Source organism: Streptomyces sp. AHA2, assembly GCF_036857595.1.
GTDB lineage: Bacteria > Actinomycetota > Actinomycetes > Streptomycetales > Streptomycetaceae > Streptomyces.
Genome location: NZ_JAUQWJ010000007.1, coordinates 179,494 through 200,516, shown reverse-complemented (window position 1 = coordinate 200,516; position 21,023 = coordinate 179,494). Strand labels below are relative to the sequence as shown.

The following is a 21,023-nucleotide window of genomic DNA, read 5'->3' as shown; positions in this document are numbered from 1 at the left end:
GCCCCCGGGGTGCGTGCCGAGGGCGGCGGACCGAAGGGCGAGACGGAGCTGACCACCATGTGACCGGCCGGTAAGGTCTGGTCCGTGCCGAAGCCGCTCAGTCTCTCCTTCGATCCGATCGCGCGCGCCGACGAACGCTGGAAGCAGCGCTGGGGGAACGTGCCGTCCATGGCCGCGATCACCTCGATCATGCGCGCCCAGCAGATCCTGCTCGCCGAGGTCGACGCGGTGGTCAAGCCGTACGGGCTGACGTTCGCCCGCTACGAGGCCCTGGTGCTGCTCACCTTCTCCAAATCGGGCGAGTTGCCGATGTCCAAGATCGGCGAGCGGCTCATGGTGCACCCCACCTCCGTGACGAACACCGTGGACCGGCTGGTCAGGTCCGGCCTGGTCGCCAAGCGGCCCAATCCCAACGACGGCCGCGGCACCCTGGCCAGCATCACCGCCAAGGGCCGCGAAGTGGTCGAGTCGGCCACCCGCGACCTGATGGCGATGGACTTCGGGCTCGGGGTGTACGACGCGGAGGAGTGCGCCGAGATCTTCGCGATGCTGCGCCCGCTGCGGGTCGCGGCCGGCGACTTCGAGGAGCAGTGACCCGGGGCAAGATCTCCCGGAACGGGTCGTTACGCTCGACGGCATGAAGAAGAGCGTGCTGACCCGCTACCGGGTCCTGGCCTACGTCACCGGTGTGCTGCTCGTCGCGCTGACCCTCGGAATGATCGGCAAGTACGTCCTGGATCTGGGCGGCGCGGCTGACTTCACCCAAGTGGTCAGCATCGCGCACGGCTGGCTGTACGTCGTGTACCTGATCTTCGCCTTCGACCTGGGCTCCAAGGCGAAGTGGCCGGTCAAGAAGCAGCTGTGGGTGCTGCTGGCCGGCACGATCCCCACAGCCGCGTTCTTCGTCGAGCGCCGGATCAGCCACGAGCTGGAGGGCAGGCTCGCCGAGGACGCGCCCGCGCCGGCCAAGGCGTAGCGGGATCCAGGGGTCCGCCGTCGCACGCGTGCGTGCGGCGGTCGCCCTCACCCGTTCGCCAGGTCACTCCCGTCAGCCATCGACATTTACTAGGACGTCCAAGTAAATTCGGGGGTATGGACGCTGACGCCATCGAGGAGGGCCGCCGCCGCTGGCAGGCCCGGTACGACGCCGCACGCAAGCGCGAGGCCGACTTCACCACGCTCTCCGGGGACGCCGTGGAGCCGGTGTACGGGCCCCGGCCCGGGGACCGGTACGACGGGTTCGAGCGGATCGGCTGGCCCGGGGAGTACCCCTTCACCCGCGGCCTGTACGCGACGGGCTACCGGGGCCGCACCTGGACCATCCGGCAGTTCGCCGGGTTCGGCAACGCCGAGCAGACCAACGAGCGCTACAAGATGATCCTCCGCAACGGCGGAGGCGGGCTCTCGGTCGCCTTCGACATGCCGACCCTCATGGGCCGCGACTCCGACGACCCGCGCTCGCTGGGCGAGGTCGGGCACTGCGGTGTGGCGATCGACTCCGCGGCCGACATGGAGGTCCTGTTCAAGGACATCCCGCTGGGCGACGTCACGACGTCCATGACGATCAGCGGCCCGGCCGTGCCCGTGTTCTGCATGTACCTCGTCGCCGCCGAGCGGCAGGGCGTCGACCCGTCCGTCCTCAACGGCACGCTCCAGACGGACATCTTCAAGGAGTACATCGCCCAGAAGGAGTGGCTCTTCCAGCCCGAGCCCCACCTGCGGCTCATCGGCGACCTCATGGAGTACTGCGCGGGCGGGATCCCGGCGTACAAGCCGCTGTCCGTCTCCGGCTACCACATCCGCGAGGCCGGGGCGACGGCCGCCCAGGAGCTGGCCTACACCTTGGCGGACGGCTTCGGCTACGTGGAGCTGGGCCTCTCGCGCGGCCTGGACGTCGACGTCTTCGCTCCCGGCCTGTCCTTCTTCTTCGACGCGCACGTCGACTTCTTCGAGGAGATCGCCAAGTTCCGCGCGGCCCGCCGCATCTGGGCGCGCTGGATGCGCGACGTCTACGGCGCCACGTCCGACAAGGCCCAGTGGCTGCGTTTCCACACCCAGACCGCCGGTGTCTCCCTCACCGCCCAGCAGCCGTACAACAACGTCGTCCGCACGGCCGTCGAGGCCCTGGCCGCCGTCCTCGGCGGGACCAACTCGCTGCACACCAACGCGCTCGACGAGACCCTGGCCCTGCCGAGCGAGCAGGCCGCCGAGATCGCGCTGCGCACGCAGCAGGTGCTGATGGAGGAGACCGGCGTCGCCAACGTGGCCGACCCGCTGGGCGGTTCCTGGTACATCGAGCAGCTGACCGACCGCATCGAGGCCGACGCCGAGAAGATCTTCGACCAGATCAAGGAGCGCGGCCTGCGCGCCCACCCCGACGGGCAGCACCCGATCGGCCCGATCACCTCCGGCATCCTGCGCGGCATCGAGGACGGCTGGTTCACCGGCGAGATCGCCGAGTCGGCGTTCCGGTACCAGCAGGCGCTGGAGAAGGGCGACAAGAAGGTCGTCGGCGTCAACGTCCACACCGGCTCGGTGACCGGCGACCTGGAGATCCTGCGCGTCAGCCACGAGGTGGAGCGCGAGCAGGTACGGGTGCTGGCCGACCGGAAGGCCGCGCGGGACGACGCGGCGGTGCGCGCCGCCCTGGACGCCATGCTGGCGGCCGCCCGCAGCGGCGCCAACATGATCGAGCCGATGCTGGACGCCGTCCGCGCGGAGGCGACGCTCGGGGAGATCTGCGGGGTGCTCCGCGACGAGTGGGGTGTCTACACGGAGCCGGCCGGCTTTTGAGGGTCTACGACCCGAGCCCCTGCAACAGCACCCTGGTGAAGCCGCGGACCCACTCCTCGTCGGCGGGCTCCGCGCTCACCAGGGTGCGGTGCACCACCGCACCCGCCACCATGTCGAAGATCAGATCCACGGTGCGGGCTGCCGACTCCGGGTCGTCCTCCGCCGGGAGTTCGCCCCGCGCCTGGGCCCGGGCGCGGCCCTCCAGGACCAGCCGCTTCTGCCGGTCGACCACGGAGGCGCGGATGCGTTCGCGCAGCGCCTCGTCACGGGTGGCCTCCGCCACCACCGCCATCAGCCCGCTCCTCGCCTCCGGAAGGGCCAGGATCGCGGCGAACTGCAGCACCACGCCCTCGATGTCCCCGGCCAGCGAGCCGCAGTCGGGCAGCTCCAGTGCGTCGAACAACTCGGCCACCGCGTCGACGACCAGTTCGTTCTTGCCCGCCCAGCGGCGGTAGAGCGTCGTCTTCGCCACCCCGGCACGCGTCGCCACGTCCCCCAGGGTGAGTTTGGACCAGCCCAGCTCCACCAGCGCCTCACGGGTCGCCGCCAGGATCGCGGCGTCCGCCGCGGCGCTGCGCGGGCGCCCGGAACGGCCGGACGGGCTGCGACTGTGCATGTCCCGACCATAAACCGGCGGTTCCCGCACGGCCCCGTGAGGGAGATCACCGGGGGGTGGTGTCCCCCAGCCCTTGTCTGGCATTACGCTACGACTCGTAGCGAAAGCCCGTGCCGGACGTACACGGGCCTCGACACACACGGCGTGGGGTGGGGACCCGGCGCCGAGGGGCACCGACCGGCCCGGCTTCCACACCGCGTTTTCACACGCGCGCGCACTACGGGGGAGGATAGGCGCATGCAGCCACGGAACATGTCCATGAGCGGAGTCGTCGACCTCGCCGCGGTGAAGGCGGCCCAGGAGGCCAAGGCGAAGGCGGAGCAGGCGCGGGCCCAGGCGGCCCGCGAGGGCGGCACGGGGGCCATCTCCCCGGCCGACCTGGTCATCGACGTCGACGAGGCGGGCTTCGAGAGCGACGTCCTGCAGCGGTCCGCCGAGGTGCCCGTCGTCATCGACTTCTGGGCCGAGTGGTGTCAGCCCTGCAAGCAGCTGAGCCCCGTCCTGGAGCGGCTGGCCGTCGAGTACAACGGCCGCTTCCTGCTCGCCAAGATCGACGTCGACGCCAACCAGATGCTGATGCAGCAGTTCGGCGTCCAGGGGATCCCCGCGGTGTTCGCGGTGGTCGCCGGGCAGGCGCTGCCGCTCTTCCAGGGCGCCGCGGGCGAGGCGCAGATCCGGCAGACCCTGGACCAGCTGGTGCAGGTCGCCGAGCAGCGCTTCGGCCTGACCGGCCTCACCGTCGACCCGGAGGCCGAGCCGGGCGGCGCCCGCACGGCCCCCGAGCGTCCGGCCGGTCCGCACGACGCGCTCCTCGAAGCCGCCGTACGGGCGCTGGACTCGGGTGATCTCGGCGGCGCGGTCCAGGCGTACCGCAACGTGCTGAGCGAGGACCCGGCCAACGAGGAGGCCAAACTGGGCCTCGCCCAGGCCGAGTTGCTGCAGCGGGTGCAGGGCGCCGACCCGCAGCGCGTGCGCCGGGAGGCGGCCGAGAAGCCGTCCGACGTGCAGGCGCAGATCGCCGCCGCCGACCTGGACCTGGTGGGCGGTCACGTCGAGGACGCGTTCGGCCGGCTCATCGAGACGGTGGGACGCACGGCGGGCGACGACCGGGACGCCGCACGCGTGCGGCTGCTGGAGCTGTTCGAGGTGGTCGGGCCCGAGGACCCGCGGGTGATCGCGGCGCGCCGGGCCCTGGCGCGTGCCCTGTTCTGACCAGTCGTTAAACGCCCGGGCCTGTGGTGCCCGCGTGAAAAGTCTGCCGTGAAGGCGTCACTGCGGCCGCGCTTTGCCAAATCTTGGCAATCGCGGCCGCTGTTACTGCCAGTAAGTCCCGGGCGTTGATCTGTCGGAATCTGTCCAGCGATCAACAGCTTTGTACTGCCGCCCGGCGCCACCCTGAGTCGCCGTCCGAGACCGTTGGGTCGTTGTTCGGTTATCCCGCCGTTACTAGCGAGTAACGAACCCCCTTGTGCGGGCGGCGAGAATGCACCACGATCGGCCACGCTCGGTCCATTCCCGTACCCCGGCAGCCGGTTGGGTCGCGGGACGATCTGGGTCCCCACCGAGCAGAGCCGGCGGCAGTGGCGCCGGCTCCAGGACAGGGGGGTCTTCACCCACCGGGTGAAGCCTGTCCAGCAGGGTTGTGCGTGATGCGTGTCAGGCGCGACCAGTGGTTGTCGCTCGGGGGTGATCGCCGGTGATTCGGGCGCAGTTGCGCCGCCGAGTGCAGGCGCTCTCCTTCCCGAGGACGTAGCACTTCTCCCATCCCTGTCCGGCCGAGCCGCGATGCGTAGCGAGCCGGGACAGGAGATGTACGTCCGAGAAGGAGGAAATATGGAGTCCCAGGTGCGTGGCGGGACCAGATGGAAGCGGTTCGCTGTGGTCATGGTGCCCAGCGTCGCCGCGACGGCTGCTGTGGGTGTGGCGCTCGCGCAGGGTGCCCTCGCGGCATCATTCAGTGTGTCGGGGCAGTCGTTCAAGGTTACGGCCGAGGAACTGCACGGCCAGGGCTTCGCGCAGTACGGAGCGATCGACTCCGGCTACACGATGTCCGGTGACAAGACGCTTCACCCGGTGGCAGTCTCGTCGTTCCAGAGCGCGACCATCAAGAAGCTGTGCCAGTCGGTCGTCACCCCGAACATCCCGATCCTCGGGTCCGTCAGCCTGACGCTGAGGGCGGGTGACAGCAGCGATGAGAAGAAACAGGTCGCGGCTGAGAACCTGTACATCGACGTCGAGAACCTCGACGCGACGAAGGCCGTGTTCCACGGCATCGACATCGGTGTGGCCGCCGGCGAGACGGGCCCCGACAAGGGCGGAAAGGGCCCCGGCCTGAAGGAAGGCAAGGGCCAGACCAACCCGAACGGCTTCGCGCAGCAGGCCACCGAGGCGGACTTGTACGGGGTGAAGCAGACGGCGTGGGCGACCACCGCCGGAACCTTCACGCTTCCCGGTCTGTCGATGAAGCTGCAGCAGGGCACGCACGAGTGCTACTAGGCATTCGGTGACGGGCGGGGGAGCCCATGGCCCCCCGCCCGTCCATACCGGGCCCGTGCCCGCGCCCACATCCGCATGTCAGCAACACCCTCACCAGAGCATTGCCGCACCAGGGAGCTGTTTTCCATGAGCGCCGAGACCCCTGCCGCAACCGGTCAGTTCAGCCGCCGGAGGCTGCAGTTCCGCGCCTGGCGGGGCAGCCGCCCCTTCTGGGCCGGCCTGTACATCATGCTCGGCGGCATTCCGATCATGTACTTCCCTTACGCGAACCTGCAGATCGGCCATCTGACATTGGCGATGGCCACCACCGCAGGCGCGGGTTCCCTGATCATCGGTGTGCTGCTTGTCGTCCTGGGCGTGAGCCTCTGGTTCCAGAAGCACATCCGGGTCTTCGCGGGTGTCGCGGCGATCCTGCTCGGTCTGGTGTCTCTCCCCGTGTCCAACTTCGGCGGCTTCGTCATCGGCTTCCTGCTGGCTTTGGTCGGCGGCGCGCTGGCCTGTGCGTGGGCGCCGGGCGTGCCTTCCACGCCGCAGTCGGCCGAGAAGGCGCCCGCGGATGAGGGCGTGCCCTTCGGCACCACGGACACCACTGTCCTGGGGCCCGTCGGCCCGACGAGTGACCCGAACGATCTGTCAGGAACGAACCCGGCCAACGGGGCGAACGGGAGGCACAGTGCCGGCTGACGAGGTGACACAAGGGACTGAAGCGGAGGTGTCCCGCGCGAGAACGGGTCCCCGTCACGCGGCTCCCAAGAAGCCGCTGTTCACCAGGTTCCAGATGCCGGCCGGCAAGGCGATAGCCATGGCGGCGATGCCCACCGCCGTTCTCATGGGCATGGGATTCACCCCGACGCTGGCCCTCGCCGACGACCAACCCTCGGCGTCGAACAGCCTCAAGGCCGACGAGTACAAGGACTGCGTCGAGGCGCTCGACAAGGACAAGGACAAGGACGACGCCTCGCCCTCTCCCTCGCCCTCGGCGAGCAGCAGCGAGGACGACGGGGAGAAGGACGCGGGCACGGCCGAGCCGACCCCCTCGGCGTCCGCGGGCGGTTCGGACGCGGACGCGGACAAGGGCCCGGTGGGTTCGTCCGGTTCGTCAGGTTCGTCGGATTCAGGTTCCGACGACCCGGGCGACAAGGCCGAACCGAAGCCCACCCCTTCCGCCTCCGGGGACGCCTCGGACGAGAAGGAGGAGGCGGCGCCCAGCCCGTCGGAGTCCAAGAGCGGCGGCAACATCCTCGAGGACATCGGCGACACGATCGGCGGCATCCTCACGGGCGGCAAGTCCACCGAGAGCCCGAGCCCGACGCCCTCCGCGTCCACGTCGCCGTCCGCGCGGGCCGGCACGCCGGAGGAGGCCGGGAAGCCCTCGGGCACGGACACGTCCGACGCGTCCGGCAGCGTCGAGGACACGGCCGGCAAGGCCACCGGCGCCGCGAAGGACACCGTCGAGGACGCCGCGAAGGACAGCGCCGACGCGGCGTCGAAGGCGGCGGACGACGCCGAGGACAAGGCCGACGAGGCGGCGGACGAGGCCACCGCTTCCCCCAGCCCCTCCGCGAGCCCCTCGGTCGACCCCGAGGACTGCCCGGCCGCCACCGACGCCGAGGGCGGCGTCGACAACCAGATCCTCGTGCCCGACGACCCGTGGTACCTGGAGGCCAGCTCCCTGACCCTCAAGGGCGCCGACTACCAGGGCATCGTCGAGGTGAGAACGGCGAGCGGGGCCACCAAGAGGGTGCTGAAGTACGTCATCAGCGACGGCACCGACATCGGGGACCTGCACCAGCTGGTGAAGGACCGGCAGTCCGGCAAGACGCATCACGTCCAGGCCGCCAAGGGGTCGACCTCCACGATCGACGGCGGCAAGACGGTGATGTACACGGAGAGCATCTCCGGCAACCTGCTCGGGCTGATCCCGGTCACCTTCGACCCGGAGCACCCGCCGCCCCTGAACATCCCGCTGATCTACTTCACCAAGGTCAAGGTCACCCAGGCCGCCCAGTTCGGCGGCACGCTGACGGTGCCGGGGCTGCGCCAGTACGTGACGGACTGAGCGACGCACCGACCGGCACCGACGCCGAGGGCGCCCCCTGTTCACAGGGGGCGCCCTCGGTCGTACGGCGGGGTGGGCCGGGGTCAGGCCGTCGCTTCGCCCAGGTGGTGGACGCGGACCATGTTGGTGGTGCCGGGCACGCCGGGGGGCGAACCGGCGGTGATCACCACGATGTCGCCGGCGTTGAAGCGGTTGAGCTTGACCAGCTCCTGCTCGACCAGTTCGACCATCTCGTCGGTGCTGTTGACGAACGGCACGACGTACGGCTCGACACCCCAGCTCAGCGCCATCTGGTTGCGGGTGCCCTCGTCGGTGGTGAAGGCGATGATCGGCTGCTGGGCGCGGTAGCGGGACAGCCGGCGGGCGGTGTCGCCGGACTGCGTGAAGGCCACCAGACCGCGGCCGCCCAGGAAGTCGGCGATCTCGCAGGCGGCACGGGCCACCGAACCGCCCTGCGTGCGGGGCTTCTTGCCCGGCACGAGCGGCTGCAGGCCCTTGGACATCAGCTCCTGCTCGGCCGCGGTGACGATCTTCGACATCGTCTTGACGGTCTCGATCGGGTAGGCGCCCACACTCGACTCGGCGGACAGCATGACCGCGTCGGCCCCGTCGAGGATCGCGTTGGCCACGTCGGAGGCCTCGGCGCGGGTCGGACGGGAGTTGGTGATCATCGACTCCATCATCTGGGTCGCCACGATCACCGGCTTGGCGTTGCGCCGGCACAGCTCGATCAGGCGCTTCTGCACCATGGGGACCTTCTCGAGCGGGTACTCGACGGCCAGGTCACCGCGGGCGACCATCACGCCGTCGAACGCCATCACGACGTCCTCCATGTTCTGCACCGCCTGCGGCTTCTCCACCTTGGCGATGACCGGGACGCGGCGGCCCTCCTCGTCCATGATGCGGTGCACGTCCTGGACGTCCTTGGCGTCCCGGACGAACGACAGCGCGACCAGGTCGCAGCCCATGCGGAGCGCGAAGCGCAGGTCCTCGACGTCCTTCTCGGACAGGGCGGGCACGTTGACGGCCGCGCCGGGCAGGTTGATGCCCTTGTGGTCGGAGATGACGCCGCCCTCGATGACGATCGTCTTCACCCGGGGGCCCTCGACCTCGGTCACCTTCAGCTCGACGTTTCCGTCGTTGATGAGGACCTGGTCGCCCTTGTTCACGTCGCCGGGCAGGCCCTTGTAGGTGGTCCCGCAGATCGTCTTGTCGCCGGGGACGTCCTCGGTGGTGATGGTGAACTCGTCACCGCGGACCAGCTCCACGGGACCCTCGGCGAAGGTCTCCAGCCGGATCTTCGGGCCCTGGAGGTCGGCGAGGACACCGATGGCCCGGCCGGTTTCCTTGGCGGCGGCCCGGACCCGGTCGTACCGGCCCTGGTGCTCGGCGTGCGAGCCGTGGCTGAAGTTGAAGCGGGCCACGTTCATGCCGGCTTCGATCAGCGCGACAAGCTGCTCGTGGGAGTCGACCGCGGGGCCGAGAGTACAGACGATTTTCGAACGGCGCATGGGGCGATCCTATCGGTTTGTTTCCCAGCGGAATATTCCGTCTGGCGGAAAATACAAAAGGGCGGGTTGCCGCTCAGGTGTGATTCCCCGAACCAATTACCAGCGCGTAGGTCTGAGTCGCGATCTCCATTTCCTCGTCGGTGGGGACCACGGCCACCGCCACCCGGGCATCCTTCGGGGAGATCAGCCGCGCCTCGTCGGAGCGCACCGCGTTGCGCCCGGGGTCCACGGCGAGGCCCAGCCCGTCCAGGCCCGCCACGGCGGCCTCGCGTACGGGCGCCGCGTTCTCGCCGACACCGGCGGTGAAGGCGACCGCGTCCACCCGCCCGAGAACGGCGTAATAGGCGCCGATGTACTTCTTCAGCCGGTGAATGTAGATGTCGAACGCCAGCTGCGCCTGCTCGTCGCCCGCGTCGACGCGGCGGCGGATCTCCCTCATGTCGTTGTCGCCGCACAGACCGATCAGACCGCTCCTCTTGTTGAGAAGAGTGTCGATCTCGTCGGCGGACATTCCACCGACACGCATCAAATGGAAGATGACGGCCGGGTCCATGTCTCCGGAGCGCGTACCCATCACGAGCCCTTCCAAAGGCGTCAGGCCCATGGAGGTGTCCACGCACCGGCCGCCCCGCACGGCCGAGGCCGACGCCCCGTTGCCCAGGTGCAGCACGATCACGTTCACCTCGGACGGGTCCTTGCCGAGCAGCTCCGCCGTGGCGCGGGAGACGTAGGCGTGCGAGGTGCCGTGGAAGCCGTAGCGGCGGATGCGGTGCTCGTCGGCGGTGCGCACGTCGATCGCGTAGCGGGCGGCCGACTCCGGCATCGTCGTGTGGAAGGCGGTGTCGAAGACGGCGACCTGCGGCAGGTCCGGCCGCAGCGCCTGCGCCGTGCGGATGCCGGTGAGGTTGGCCGGGTTGTGCAGCGGCGCCACCGGGATGAGCCGCTCGATCTCGGCGAGCACGGTGTCGTCGATCACGGTCGGCTCGGTGAAGGACTTCCCCCCGTGCACCACCCGGTGCCCGATCGCGGCCAGTTCGGGCGAGTCCAGCCCCAGCCCGTCGTTGGCGAGTTCCTCCGCGACGGCCTTCAGGGCGGCGTCGTGGTCGGCGATCGCGCCGCCGCGCTCCCGGCTCCCGCCGCCGGCCGGGGTGTGCTTCAGCCGGGAGGTCTGCTCGCCGATCCGCTCGACCAGGCCCACCGCCAGCCGGCTGCCGTCCCGCATGTCGAGCAGCTGGTACTTCACCGACGAGGAACCGGAGTTGAGGACGAGGACACGGGTCGGGCTCACTGGGCGGCCGCCTTCTCGCTCGGGGACGGGGACTGGGCCTGGATCGCCGTGATGGCGACGGTGTTGACGATGTCCTGCACCAGGGCGCCCCGGGACAGGTCGTTGACCGGCTTGCGCAGGCCCTGCAGCACCGGTCCGACGGCGATGGCGCCGGCCGAGCGCTGCACCGCCTTGTAGGTGTTGTTGCCGGTGTTCAGGTCGGGGAAGATCAGCACGCTCGCCTGCCCGGCGACCTCCGAGCCGGGCAGCTTGGTCGCCGCGACCGACGGCTCCACCGCGGCGTCGTACTGGATCGGGCCCTCGATCCTCAGGTCGGGCCGGCGGCTGCGCACCAGCGCGGTGGCCTCGCGGACCTTGTCGACGTCGGCGCCCGAGCCGGAGGTGCCGGTGGAGTACGACAGCATGGCGATCCGCGGCTCCACCCCGAACTGCGCGGCGGTGGTGGCCGACTGGATGGCGATGTCGGCCAGCTGCTCGGCGTCCGGGTCCGGGTTGACCGCGCAGTCGCCGTAGACGAGCACCTTGTCGGCCAGGCACATGAAGAACACCGACGAGACGATGTCCGCGTCCGGCCTGGTCTTGATGATCTCGAAGGCCGGGCGGATCGTCGCGGCCGTGGAGTGCACCGAGCCCGACACCATGCCGTCGGCGAGGCCCTCCTGGACCATGAGCGTGCCGAAGTAGTTCACGTCCGAGACGACGTCGTACGCCAGCTCCACGGTCACGCCCCGGTGGGCGCGCAGGGCCGCGTACTTCTCGGCGAAGGAGTCGCGCAGCTCGGAGGTGGCCGGGTCGATCAGCCGGGACTCGCCGAGGTCCACACCGAGGTCGGCGGCCTTCTTGCGGATCTGGTCGACCGGCCCGAGCAGGGTCAGCTCGCACACGCCCCGGCGCAGCAGCACCTCCGCGGCGTGCAGCACCCGCTCCTCGGTGCCCTCGGGCAGCACGACCCGGCGCAGGTCGCTGCGGGCCTGCTCCAGCAGCTTGTGCTCGAACATCATCGGCGTGACGCGGTCGCTGCTCGGCGCGGAGACGCGACCGGCCAGCGCGGCGGTGTCGGTGTACCGCTCGAACAGGCCGAGGGCGCGCTCCGCCTTGCGCGGGGTGGCCGCGTTGAGCTTGCCCTCCAGGGAGAACAACTGCTCGGCGGTGGGGAAGCTGGTGCCGGCCACCGACAGCACCGGGGTGCCGGGGGCGAGGCGGTCGGCCAGGGTCAGGATGTCCCGGCCGGGCACCTCGTCCAGGGTGAGCAGCACGCCCGCGATCGGCGGGGTCCCGGCGCTGTGGGCGGCCAGCGCGCCGACGACCAGGTCCGCCCGGTCGCCCGGGGTGACGACGAGGCAGCCCGGCGTCAGGGCGTTCAGGAAGTTCGGCAGCATCGCACCGCCGAAGACGAAGCCGAGCACGTCCCGGGCGAGACCCGAGTCGTCACCGAGCACCACCCGGGCGCCGAGCGCGTGGCTGATCTGCGAGACCGTCGGGGCGGACAGCGCGGGCTCGTCGGGCAGGACGTAACAGGGCGCGGGCAGCCGGGAGTCCAGCTGGGCGGCGATCGTGTCCCGGTCCTCGCGGGCCACGCGGTTGGTGACCATCGCCAGGACGTCGCAGCCCAGGGTGTCGTAGGCCCGGTAGGCGTTGCGCGTCTCCGCGAGCACCGACTCCACGCTCTGTCCGCGCCCGCCGACGACGGGGATCACCGAGGCGCCGAACTCGTTGGCCAGCCGTGCGTTGAGCGACAGTTCGTCGGGCAGCTGGGTGTCGGCGTAGTCGGTGCCCAGGACCAGGACCACGTCGTAGTCGCGGGCGACCAGGTGGAAGCGGTCGACCAGGGTGGAGACCAGCTCGTCCGTGCCGGCCTCGGCCTGGAGGGCGGACGCCTCCTGGTAGTCCATGCCGTAGACCGTCGCCGGGTCCTGGGTGAGGCGGTAGCGGGCGCGCAGCAGCTCGAAGAGGCGGTCGGGCCCGTCGTGCACCAGGGGCCGGAAGACGCCGACCCGGTCGACCTGCCGGGTGAGGAGTTCCATGACCCCCAGTTCGACGACCTGGCGGCCGTCGCCGCGGTCGATGCCGGTCACGTACACGCTGCGGGTCACGCGCGCTCTCCGTTTCGTCTCGAGTGGGGGGTGTGCGGCCAAGGGTGGCGGCCCTGCTTCACGGCTATCCAGCCAGAGGCACAAAAATCGCCCACCGAGGTGAGCAGAACCCTCTTGACAATACCTCTGCGGCTATATAAGGCGCCCGTCAGATCGGGGTTCCCCGGCGGGGTGCGGGGCGTGAAACAATCGGCAGTGGCTCACCGGCGTCAACAGCGAGCAGGAGACACAGCACGATGCGTATCGGAGTTCTCACCGCAGGCGGCGACTGCCCCGGACTGAACGCCGTGATCCGGTCGGTCGTGCACCGGGCGGTCGACAACTACGGCGACGAGGTCATCGGGTTCGAAGACGGGTACGCGGGGCTGCTGGACGGGCGCTACCGCAACCTCGACCTGGAGTCCGTCAGCGGCATCCTCGCCCGCGGCGGCACGATCCTCGGCTCGTCGCGGCTGGAGCGCGACCGGCTCCGCGAGGCCTGCGAGAACGCCTCGGACATGATCCACCAGTTCGGCATCGACGCGCTGATCCCGATCGGCGGCGAGGGCACCCTCACGGCGGCCCGCATGCTCTCCGACGCGGGCCTGCCGGTCGTGGGCGTGCCCAAGACGATCGACAACGACATCTCCTCCACCGACCGCACCTTCGGCTTCGACACCGCGGTCGGCGTCGCCACCGAGGCGATGGACCGCCTGAAGACCACCGCCGAGTCCCACCAGCGGGTGATGGTGGTCGAGGTCATGGGCCGCCACGCCGGCTGGATCGCCCTGGAGTCCGGCATGGCCGCCGGTGCGCACGGCATCTGCCTGCCGGAGCGCCCGTTCGACCCGGCCGACCTGGTGAAGATGGTCGAGGAGCGCTTCTCCCGCGGCAAGAAGTTCGCCGTGGTCTGCGTGGCCGAGGGCGCTCACCCGGCCGACGGCTCCATGGACTACGGCAAGGGCGCCATAGACAAGTTCGGCCACGAGCGCTTCCAGGGCATCGGCACGGCCCTCGCCCACGAGCTGGAGCGGCGCCTGGGCAAGGAGGCCAAGCCGGTCATCCTCGGCCACGTCCAGCGCGGCGGTGTTCCCACCGCCTACGACCGGGTGCTCGCCACCCGGTTCGGCTGGCACGCGGTGGAGGCCGCGCACCAGGGCCGGTTCGGCCACATGACCGCGCTGCGCGGGACGGACATCGTGATGGTGCCGCTCGCGGAGGCCGTGACCGAGCTGAAGACGGTGCCGAAGGACCGCATGGACGAGGCCGAGTCGGTCTTCTAGACCCTGGCGGCCCCGTCGGGCCCGGCCGGGTCAGGCCCGCCGGGCCCGACGCCCTGCCGGGCGGTCCGTCTGCCTGCCAGGGGGCGGCGTCAGGTGACCTCCCTGCGGCCGTCGTCCTGGAGCTTCGTCCAGAAGTGCTCGACGATCCGCTCCAGGAAGTCCTGGCCGGCGCCGCCCGCGTCACCGCTGCCGCCGCCCCAGCTGAGGGTGGCGGCCATGTGCCCCTGGTAGTCCTCGTGCAGACCGTGCAGGGCCGCCTCCAGCGACCGCCGGGTCAGCGGCACCAGCCGGGCCACCGGGCGCACGTACGCCTGCCAGCGGGTGGTGGCCGCGCTGCGCAGCAGTTCGCCGAGTCTGCGCTCGCGTCCGGTGACGGTGACGAAGTCGGCCAGGCCGAGGTCGAGCACCTCGGCCAGGGCCGTCGACTGGCGCTCGGTCCCGCGCCAGTGGTCGGTCTCCTCCATCCGCAGATAGGCGTGCAGGTCGTGTCCCACGGCGCGGGCCACGTCCTCGGGCGCGAGGCAGCGCGCGATGCGGTGTTCGCGCAGCGTGCGCGGCCTGCCGATGAGTTCGGCGGGCGAGCACCACAGCACGCCCGCCAGGGCGGTGAGTTCGGAGGCCGCGGGGGCGGCCAGCCCGCGCTCCCAGGCGATGACGTGGTCGGGGGTGACGTGGGCGTGCCCGTAGGAGACCCGCATGCCGTGGGCGACATGCTCGGGAGCCATGCCGAGGGCGGCCCGCAGGCGGCGGGCCGCGGAGGCGTCGAAGGGCGGGGACGGGGTCGCGGCAGGGGGATCGCTCGGACGGGGTGATGGTCGGCGCACGGGCCACAAGCTAGGGGCGCGCGACCGCCTCGACTACGGTCAGTTCGGCCAGGATCACGGATTGTAGGAACGTACGGCTACTCACCGGTTCGGGTGGCGTGGGGGAGCGCCTGCCGAGCGCCTGTCGGAGGGACGGGTGTGCGGCCGGGCAGGGCGCGCGAGCCGGTGCGCGCGGGCGCGCGAGCGCCCCGGACGCGAGAACGGCAAGCTCAATGGGCATATGCGTCAACGGTGTGCAGGTCCGGCTTCCCGTCGGCGCACGGCGCCCGTCCGGGGAGCGGGTGGGGCGGGGTCGTCCGCGCGGGCGGGAATCGAAGACGGGTGCGCCGTCGTCAACCCCTTGCGCACGGACGGAGGACGGCGGTCCGCGGCGCGATCCGTACCCCGGGCGGCCGGGCGCGGACACCCTTCACCGCCTCGCCCCGGGGCGAGATCCGTCAGCCCTTCACCGCCCCGCCCAGGGCGAAGCCTCCTCCCAGCCGGCGGGCGATGAGGACGTACAGGAGGATCACCGGCGTCGAGTACACGATCGAGAACGCCGCCAGCTGCCCGTAGGCCACCATGCCGCGGTTGCCGAAGAAGTCGTTGATGCTGACCGACGCCGGCATCCGGTCGGGGGTGAGCAGGAGCATGAAGGGGACGAAGAAGTTGCCCCACATCATGACGAAGGAGAACACCGTCACCACGGCCACGCCCGGGCCCATCAAAGGCAGCACGATCCGCAGCAGCGACTGCGGGGCCGACGCGCCGTCGGTCCAGGCCGCCTCCTCCAGCTCCTTCGGGACGCCGTCCATGAAGTTCTTCATCAGCCAGATGGCGAACGGCAGTTGGGAGGCGGCGAAGAAGAAGACGGTGCCCTGCACGGTGTCGATCAGATCCACCCGGACGAAGAGCGCGTAGACCGGCACCATGATCGCCGTGATGGGCAGGCTCGTGGCGAACAGGGTCGTCAGCAGGAACGGCCGGTTGAAGCGGGAGCGGAACCGGGACAGCGGATAGGCGGCCAGGGCCGCGCAGGCCACGGTCAGCAGGGTCGCCCCGCCGCACAGGACGAGGCTGTTGAGCAAGGGCGTGAAGGTGATCTCGGAGGTCAGGATCGCGTCGAAGTGGTCCAGGGTCACCCCGTCGGGTGCCTTCACCCTGAGGCCGGCGTGCGGGTCGAGGGCGGACAGGACGACCCAGGCCAGGGGCAGGACGAACGCGGCGGCGACCGCCAGCAGTCCCGCGTCGGCGGCCAGCCGGCGGGCGGCGCGGCGGGAGGCGAGGGTGTGCGGCACGGGCGTCACACCTCCGTCCGCAGCAGGCGCAGGTAGACCAGGGAGAACAGGGAGCCGACCACGAGCAGGAGCAGGGCCACCGCGGTGCCGTAGCCGATCAGGCTGTTCTGGAAGGCCTGTTCGTACATGAACAGCGGCAGCGTCTGGCTCCTGCCGCCCGGGCCGCCCCTGGTCATCACCCAGATCAGCCCGAAGACCGACAGGGTCTGCAGGGTGTTGAGCATCAGGTTCGTGCCGATGGACCGGCGGATCATCGGCAGGGTGATGTACCACATGCGGCGCCAGCCGCCCGCCCCGTCGACCTCGGCCGCCTCGGTGATCTCCTGCGGGATCTCGTTCAGCGCGGCCGAGTAGACCAGCATCGAGAAGGCCGTGCCGCGCCAGACGTTGGCGAAGGACACCGCCAGGATCGGCAGGGTGAACAGCCAGTTCTGGGACGGCAGGTGCAGCCACTCCAGCACGGCGTTCAGCGTGCCCTCGCGGCGGAAGAAGGCGTACAGCAGGAAGCCGGCCACCACCTCCGGCAGCACCCACGCCGTGACCACGATGCCTCCGGTGAGGGTGCGCACCGGTTTCGACGCGCGCCGCATCAGCGCGGCGAGGGCCAGGCCCAGCGTGTTCTGCCCGGCCAGGGCCGACAGGACCGTGAACACCAGCGTCAGCCACACGGCGTTGAGGAACGCCTCGTCCTCGAAGGCCCGGGCGAAGTTGCCGAAGCCGACGAACGACTCCTGGGCCTGGCCGGTGAGCTTCAGGTCGGTGAAGGCGATCCAGACGCAGTAGCCGATCGGCCCGGCGAGGAAGAGCAGCAGCAGGACGACCGCGGGGAGAAGGGGCAGGGCCCGCACCGGCAGGCGGGGGCCGTGTGCCGGGCGGACGTCCGGGGACGTCTTGGTGAGGCGCGGGTGCGGTGCGGTGGCGGTCATGCGAGGCCCTCGCTCACCGTTCGGTCACCTGGCCGTCCGTGGCCTCCTTGAGGGCTTCGGTGTAGGCGGCGGTCGCCTCCTCCACCGAGGCGTCGCCCGTGGTGACGCTCTCCATCGCCTCCTGGACGGCCGTGGAGACCTGGGGGTACGCGGGGTAGGCGGGGCGGTAGTGGGTGTGCGCCACCAGGTCCGTGAAGAACTCGATGCCGGGCTGGGCGTCGACGTACGCGGGGTCCTCGGCGACGTCCTCACGGACGGCGATGCCCGAGTTGGCGACGTACCACTTCCGGGCGTTGGCCTTGGACTGCATCGTCTTGATGAACTCGAAGGCCAGGTCGGGGTTGCCGGCCTTGGCCGGGATCGACCAGGTCCAGCCGCCCGACATGCTCACCTTGCCGGGCGCCTGGCCGTGCTGGGTGGGCATGGCGGCCAGGCCCAGTTCCTTCGACCACTCGGGCCACTCGTGGCCGCTGCCGGGCAGCCAGTCCTGCGGCAGCCACGAGCCGTCCAGGGCGATGCCGAGCTTGCCCTGCGGCAGCCACTCGCCGCGCACCCGGGTCATGACATTGGGGTCGAGGGCGTCGGAGACGTCGGGGCCGAGTCCCTCCCGGTAGACCGTCTCGACGAAGGAGAGGGCGTCCTCGAAACCCCGGCCGCCGGCGATCCACTTCTTGCTCGACTTGTCGTAGAGCGGGTCCGTGCTGCCGTCGCCGGTGCCGTAGAGCAGCATCTCGAAGGTCTGCATGGTGGCGGCCTCGCCGACGGGCTTGCCTGTGTAGACGTTCAGCGGGATGACGCCGGGAACCTTCTTCTTGACGGCGCGGGCGGCCGTCAGGATGTCCTTCCAGGTCCTCGGCTGCCAGTCGGCGGGAAGGCCGGCCTCGGCGAAGACGTCCTTGTCGAACCAGAGTCCGCGGGTGTCGGTGCCGTCGGGCACGCCGTAGGTCTTGCCGTCCTCGCCCCTGGCGGCGGCCTTGGCCGTGTCGATGAACCGGTTCCAGTCCGGCCACTTGGCGAGGTACGCGTCGAGCGGCTTCAAGTAGCCGCTGGTGATGTCCGAGTTGATGAGGAACGTGTCCTCGTAGACCAGGTCCGGGGCGGTCTTGGGGGAACGGAGCATCTGCTGGAGCTTGGTGTAGTACTCCGAGTCCGGGGCCTTGATCGGGACCAGTTCGACCTTCTTGCCGGGGTGGGCCTTCTCGAACTGCTTCCTGATGTCCGCGAGATAGGTGTCCATCACCTTCACGGAGTTGTCCGTGGACTGCTTGAAGGAGACCTTCACGGTGTCCGGGTCGCTGCCGGAACCCCCGCCGCAGGCGGTGAGGGCGGAGGCGGCGACGACCAGGGCGACGAGGGGGGTGAGGGCGGCGGTGGGGCGCACGGGCACGACCTCCTGCGGGCGCACTTCGTTGTGGCCGGGACGGCTGCGTCGTGAACCTAGGTCGAGTGGTCTGGTCAGGTCAATGCGTCTGCGGGGGCCCGATCGCCGGCTGATGGGCCGTCACGGGCCGGTGACCCAGCGGTACTGCAGCTCGGGCCGCCCCACCGTGCCGTACTGCGGACGGCGGGCCGCGCGGCCCGCGTCGACCAGGTGCTCCAGGTAACGGCGGGCGGTGATACGGGAGATGCCGACGCTCTCGGCGACCCCGGCGGCCGTCAGCCCCTCGGCGCTGTCGCGCAGGGCGAGGGTCACCCGCTCCAGGGTCGGTGCGCTCAGTCCCTTGGGCAGGGCGGCCGGTCCGGGTGCGCGCAGGGCCGCGAGCGCCCGGTCCACCTCGTCCTGCCCGCTCGCCTCGCCGACCGCCGCGTGGAACTCGGCGTACCGCGCGAGCCGGTCGCGCAGGGTGGCGAAGGTGAACGGCTTCAGCACGTACTGCACCACCCCGAGCGAGACGCCCTCGCGCACGACGGCCAGGTCGCGGGCCGACGTCACCGCTATCACGTCGGCCTGGTGCCCGGCCGCCCGCAGGGAGCGAGCCAGTTGCAGTCCGTGCACGTCCGGCAGGTGCAGATCGAGCAGGAGCAGGTCGACCGGGGTGCGCTCCAGCACCCGGCGGGCCTCCGCGCCCGTGTGGGCCTTGCCCACGGCGACGAACCCGGGCACCCGGCCGACGTAGAGGACGTGCGCGTCGGCGGCGACCGGGTCGTCCTCCACGACCAGGACGCGGATGGCCTTGTCGCTGCTCGTCATGCGTCGCCTCCGGCGCCTCGGCCCGCCGGGGCCGTGGAGGTCACGCCCCCGCCCGTCCCCGGCTCCCGCAGCGGCAGCCGTACCTCGAACTCGGCTCCGCCCCCGTCGGCCTCCGCCACGGTGAGCGAGCCGCCGTGCCGCTGGGCCGTCTGCCGGACCAGTGCCAGTCCCAGGCCCCGGCCGCCCGGGCCCGCCGGTTTGGTCGAGAAACCGCGCTCGAACACCGCCTCGGCGTGCGCGGGGTCGACGCCCGGGCCGGTGTCCGAGACCCGCAGCACCAGTTCCGGGCCGGTCGCGGGGCGCTGCGTGCGGGCCGTGACCGTCACCCGCGCTCGCACGGTGCCCTGGGCCGCGTCCACCGCGTTGTCGATCAGATTGCCCAGGATGGTCACCAGGTCCCGGGCGGGCAGGGTGTCGGGCAGCAGACCGTCGTCGAGGCTGCTGTCCTGCGACACCACCAGCTCCACGCCCCGCTCGTTCGCCTGGGCCGTCTTGCCCAGCAGCAGCGCCGCCAGCACCGGCTCGCTCACCGCCGCCACGACCTGGTCGGTCAGGGCCTGCGCCAGCTCCAGCTCGGCCGTGGCGAACTCCACCGCCTCCTGCGCCCGGCCCAGTTCGATCAGCGAGACGACCGTGTGCAGCCGGTTCGCCGCCTCGTGCGCCTGCGAGCGCAACGCCTGGGTGAACCCCCGCTCGGAGTCCAGCTCGCCCATCAGCGACTGCAGTTCGGTGACGTCGCGCAGGGTGACCACCGTGCCGCGCCGCTCCCCGCCCGACACCGGCGAGGTGTTGACCACCAGCACACGGGACGCCGTCAGATGCACCTCGTCCACCCGCGGCTCCGACGCCAGCAGCGCACCGGTGAGCGGTGCGGGCAGCCCCAGCTGCGCCACCGACCTGCCCACCACGTCCCCCGCCACGCCGAGCAACTCACGCCCCCCGTCGTTGATCAGCGCCACACGGTACTGCCCGTCCAGCATCAGCAGCCCTTCGCGCACCGCGTGCAGGACGGCCTGATGGTAGTCGTGCATCCGGCTCAGCTCGCTCGCGTTCATCCCGTGGGTGTGGCGGCGCAGCCGGGCGTTGACGACGTAGGTGCCGACCGCGCCCAGCAGCAGCGCGCCGGCCGCGACGCCCAGCAGGGCCGTGAGCTGTTCCTGCACCCGCTGCGTGATCTGCTCGACCCGGATGCCCGCGCTGACCAGCCCGACCACCCTGTCGCCGTCCCGGATCGGGGTGACCGCGCGGACCGACGGGCCGAGCGTGCCGGTGTAGGTCTCGGTGAAGGTCTGGCCCCGCAGGGCGCGCTCGGTGTGCCCCTGGAAGGTCTGCCCGATCTGCCGTGGATCGGGATGGGTCCAGCGGATGCCCCGCGGATCCATGATCGTGACGAAGTCGACCTCGGTGTCCCGCATGACCTTCAGCGCGTACGGCTGCAGCTCGGCGGTCGGATCGGGGGTGCGGGCCGCCGAGAGCACGGAGGGGGAGTCCGCGACGGAACGGGCCACCGCCCTGGCCTGACGCGCCGCGGCCTCCTCCGCCTGGCTGCGGTCGCTGACGTAGGTGAACAGCGCGTATCCGGCCACGACGACCGCTATCAGCACGGCCTGCATGGCGAAGAGCTGCCCCGCCAGGCTGCGGGGGCGGGGGACGGTGAGGCGCATGCCGTCAGTCTGCACCGTGGCCG

The 21,023-nt window shown here is 70.9% G+C and carries 18 protein-coding genes; 8 read left to right on the top strand and 10 right to left on the bottom strand.

Annotated elements, in window-relative coordinates; all coding sequences use genetic code 11:
- Nucleotides 1-84: 84 nt before the first annotated feature.
- The 3 genes from Q5694_RS17035 to Q5694_RS17025 all read left to right on the top strand — a co-directional run bounded on the left by Q5694_RS17035 (nucleotide 85) and on the right by Q5694_RS17025 (nucleotide 2,793).
- Nucleotides 85-594: a MarR family winged helix-turn-helix transcriptional regulator gene (locus Q5694_RS17035; protein ID WP_333933909.1), complete on the top strand. Its 510-nt coding sequence runs from the start codon at nucleotides 85-87 to the stop codon at nucleotides 592-594.
- A 43-nt stretch (nucleotides 595-637) separates the two neighbouring features.
- A complete protein-coding gene (locus Q5694_RS17030) occupies nucleotides 638-976 on the top strand; it encodes a DUF3817 domain-containing protein (RefSeq protein ID WP_333933908.1) in 339 nt (112 codons plus the stop codon).
- Between the two features lie 116 nt (nucleotides 977-1,092).
- A complete protein-coding gene (locus Q5694_RS17025; protein WP_333933907.1) occupies nucleotides 1,093-2,793 on the top strand; it encodes an acyl-CoA mutase large subunit family protein in 1,701 nt (566 codons plus the stop codon).
- A gap of 4 nt (nucleotides 2,794-2,797) precedes the next feature.
- Here the strand turns inward: Q5694_RS17025 and Q5694_RS17020 are convergent, their stop codons facing one another.
- A complete protein-coding gene (locus Q5694_RS17020) occupies nucleotides 2,798-3,409 on the bottom strand; it encodes a TetR/AcrR family transcriptional regulator (protein WP_333933905.1) in 612 nt (203 codons plus the stop codon).
- 237 nt (nucleotides 3,410-3,646) lie between these two features.
- Between Q5694_RS17020 and Q5694_RS17015 the strand changes: the two genes are divergently transcribed.
- The 4 genes from Q5694_RS17015 to Q5694_RS17000 all read left to right on the top strand — a co-directional run bounded on the left by Q5694_RS17015 (nucleotide 3,647) and on the right by Q5694_RS17000 (nucleotide 7,964).
- The gene (locus Q5694_RS17015; protein WP_333933904.1) at nucleotides 3,647-4,621 is read left to right on the top strand and encodes a tetratricopeptide repeat protein; all 975 of its coding nucleotides are present in this window, start codon (nucleotides 3,647-3,649) and stop codon (nucleotides 4,619-4,621) included.
- A 621-nt stretch (nucleotides 4,622-5,242) separates the two neighbouring features.
- Complete coding sequence (locus tag Q5694_RS17010; RefSeq protein WP_333933903.1) at nucleotides 5,243-5,905, top strand: DUF6230 family protein; 663 nt, start codon at nucleotides 5,243-5,245, stop codon at nucleotides 5,903-5,905.
- 126 nt (nucleotides 5,906-6,031) lie between these two features.
- A complete protein-coding gene (locus tag Q5694_RS17005) occupies nucleotides 6,032-6,589 on the top strand; it encodes a DUF6114 domain-containing protein (RefSeq protein WP_333933902.1) in 558 nt (185 codons plus the stop codon).
- On the top strand, nucleotides 6,579-7,964 hold the full coding sequence (locus Q5694_RS17000) for a hypothetical protein (RefSeq protein ID WP_333933901.1): 1,386 nt from the start codon (nucleotides 6,579-6,581) through the stop codon (nucleotides 7,962-7,964). Before Q5694_RS17005 ends, Q5694_RS17000 begins: the two co-directional genes overlap by 11 nt.
- Nucleotides 7,965-8,047: 83 nt before the next feature.
- On the opposite strand, the gene pyk is transcribed toward Q5694_RS17000, so the two are convergent.
- The 3 genes from pyk to pta form a co-directional block, all read right to left on the bottom strand.
- The gene (gene pyk / locus Q5694_RS16995; protein WP_333933900.1) at nucleotides 8,048-9,475 is read right to left on the bottom strand and encodes a pyruvate kinase; all 1,428 of its coding nucleotides are present in this window, start codon (nucleotides 9,473-9,475) and stop codon (nucleotides 8,048-8,050) included.
- Between the two features lie 73 nt (nucleotides 9,476-9,548).
- Nucleotides 9,549-10,763, bottom strand: coding sequence for an acetate kinase (locus tag Q5694_RS16990; RefSeq protein ID WP_333933899.1), 1,215 nt, complete (start codon nucleotides 10,761-10,763; stop codon nucleotides 9,549-9,551).
- The gene (gene pta / locus Q5694_RS16985; protein WP_333933898.1) at nucleotides 10,760-12,856 is read right to left on the bottom strand and encodes a phosphate acetyltransferase; all 2,097 of its coding nucleotides are present in this window, start codon (nucleotides 12,854-12,856) and stop codon (nucleotides 10,760-10,762) included. The genes Q5694_RS16990 and pta overlap by 4 nt, the downstream gene beginning before the upstream one ends.
- Nucleotides 12,857-13,092: 236 nt before the next feature.
- Between pta and Q5694_RS16980 the strand changes: the two genes are divergently transcribed.
- The gene (locus Q5694_RS16980; RefSeq protein ID WP_333933897.1) at nucleotides 13,093-14,118 is read left to right on the top strand and encodes an ATP-dependent 6-phosphofructokinase; all 1,026 of its coding nucleotides are present in this window, start codon (nucleotides 13,093-13,095) and stop codon (nucleotides 14,116-14,118) included.
- Between the two features lie 89 nt (nucleotides 14,119-14,207).
- Here the strand turns inward: Q5694_RS16980 and Q5694_RS16975 are convergent, their stop codons facing one another.
- The 6 genes from Q5694_RS16975 to Q5694_RS16950 all read right to left on the bottom strand — a co-directional run bounded on the left by Q5694_RS16975 (nucleotide 14,208) and on the right by Q5694_RS16950 (nucleotide 21,000).
- Nucleotides 14,208-14,942 carry a helix-turn-helix domain-containing protein gene (locus Q5694_RS16975; RefSeq protein WP_333933896.1) on the bottom strand — a complete coding sequence of 245 codons (735 nt, stop codon included), beginning with the start codon at nucleotides 14,940-14,942 and terminating at the stop codon, nucleotides 14,208-14,210.
- Nucleotides 14,943-15,379: 437 nt separating this feature from the next.
- Nucleotides 15,380-16,219, bottom strand: coding sequence for a carbohydrate ABC transporter permease (locus Q5694_RS16970; protein ID WP_333933895.1), 840 nt, complete (start codon nucleotides 16,217-16,219; stop codon nucleotides 15,380-15,382).
- A gap of 5 nt (nucleotides 16,220-16,224) precedes the next feature.
- A complete protein-coding gene (locus tag Q5694_RS16965; protein WP_333933893.1) occupies nucleotides 16,225-17,145 on the bottom strand; it encodes a carbohydrate ABC transporter permease in 921 nt (306 codons plus the stop codon).
- 13 nt (nucleotides 17,146-17,158) lie between these two features.
- Nucleotides 17,159-18,526, bottom strand: a complete 1,368-nt coding sequence (locus Q5694_RS16960; protein ID WP_333933891.1) for an extracellular solute-binding protein — start codon at nucleotides 18,524-18,526, stop codon at nucleotides 17,159-17,161.
- A 120-nt stretch (nucleotides 18,527-18,646) separates the two neighbouring features.
- Nucleotides 18,647-19,336 carry a response regulator gene (locus Q5694_RS16955; protein WP_333933890.1) on the bottom strand — a complete coding sequence of 230 codons (690 nt, stop codon included), beginning with the start codon at nucleotides 19,334-19,336 and terminating at the stop codon, nucleotides 18,647-18,649.
- Complete coding sequence (locus tag Q5694_RS16950; RefSeq protein WP_333933889.1) at nucleotides 19,333-21,000, bottom strand: sensor histidine kinase; 1,668 nt, start codon at nucleotides 20,998-21,000, stop codon at nucleotides 19,333-19,335. The genes Q5694_RS16955 and Q5694_RS16950 overlap by 4 nt, the downstream gene beginning before the upstream one ends.
- Nucleotides 21,001-21,023 lie beyond the last annotated feature (23 nt).